This is a genomic window from Oleiphilus sp. HI0123 (genome assembly GCF_001635315.1).
The window spans coordinates 1-442 of sequence record NZ_LWGE01000820.1; the positions used below are offsets into that span (position 1 = coordinate 1).

Here is a 442-nt window from a genome sequence, read left to right on the forward strand (position 1 = left end):
AGAGGCAAACCCTCCTGAGTCAAGACGATCAACTCGCGATCTATACTCGATAGTGAGTAGTTTTCTTCCTCCTCCATAGGTAAGTCCTCCGCTTGAGGGCGATAAAAATCATTCGAGGTCGAGATAGAATCCAACATAGAACTCCTCCTTCTTCGNCATGTCGTAGACCTTAAATCCTGTCTGACGTTCAATTTCTTCGATCACTCGCCCTTTACCTTCCTGTTCCTCAGTTGCAATCACAAACCACATATTCAATTCGTGAGTCCGTTTGTAGTTGTGAGCAATCTCGGGAAAGCCATTGACGATTTCAGCTACTTCATCAAAGCGCTCTTCCGGTATCGCCATACCGGCAAGTGACAGTGCACCACCCAACTGCTCTGCATGGTACATTGGGCCAAAGCGCGTTAGCGTTTTATCGGCACGCATCTTCTCAACTCGGTCG

Annotated in this window: 1 protein-coding gene; it reads right to left on the reverse strand. The window is 47.8% G+C overall.

Going from position 1 to position 442, the window contains the following annotated elements:
• Positions 1–108: 108 nt before the first annotated feature.
• Positions 109–442, reverse strand: a 334-nt coding sequence (locus tag A3761_RS07180; protein ID WP_231881186.1) for an Lrp/AsnC family transcriptional regulator, incomplete at its 5' end; no start/stop codon positions are given.